Origin of the sequence: Xanthomonas dyei, assembly GCF_002939865.1 — a bacterium.
Lineage (GTDB): Bacteria > Pseudomonadota > Gammaproteobacteria > Xanthomonadales > Xanthomonadaceae > Xanthomonas > Xanthomonas dyei.
The window spans coordinates 1-360 of record NZ_MDEE01000129.1; the positions used below are offsets into that span (position 1 = coordinate 1).

At 59.4% G+C, this 360-nt stretch carries 1 protein-coding gene; it reads right to left on the reverse strand.

The window, feature by feature from the left end:
• Nucleotides 1-360, reverse strand: a 360-nt coding sequence (locus XdyCFBP7245_RS23520; protein WP_146091745.1) for a DDE-type integrase/transposase/recombinase, incomplete at both ends; no start/stop codon positions are given.

Genomic DNA, 360 nt, shown 5'->3' on the forward strand with positions numbered 1-360 from the left:
CTCGCTCAGCGTGCGGAAGAGATGCATATCCAGCACGCCGCGCCGGTAGCTGCCGTTGAAGCGTTCGATGAAACCGTTTTGCATCGGCCGTCCCGGCTCGATGAAATCCAATGCGATGCCTTTGCACTCGGCCCACTCGGCCAAGGCTAATGCGACAAACTCCGGGCCATTGTCCAAGCGAAGCTTAGCGGGATAGCCGCGCCAGGCTGCGATGCGTTCCAACGTGCGGATGACGCGGGCCGCCGGAAGATTCAAGTCCACTTCGATCGCCAAGGCTTCCCGACTGAAGTCGTCAATGACATTGAACGTGCGGAAACGCCGACCATCCCACAGCGCATCGGACATGAAGTCGATTGACCA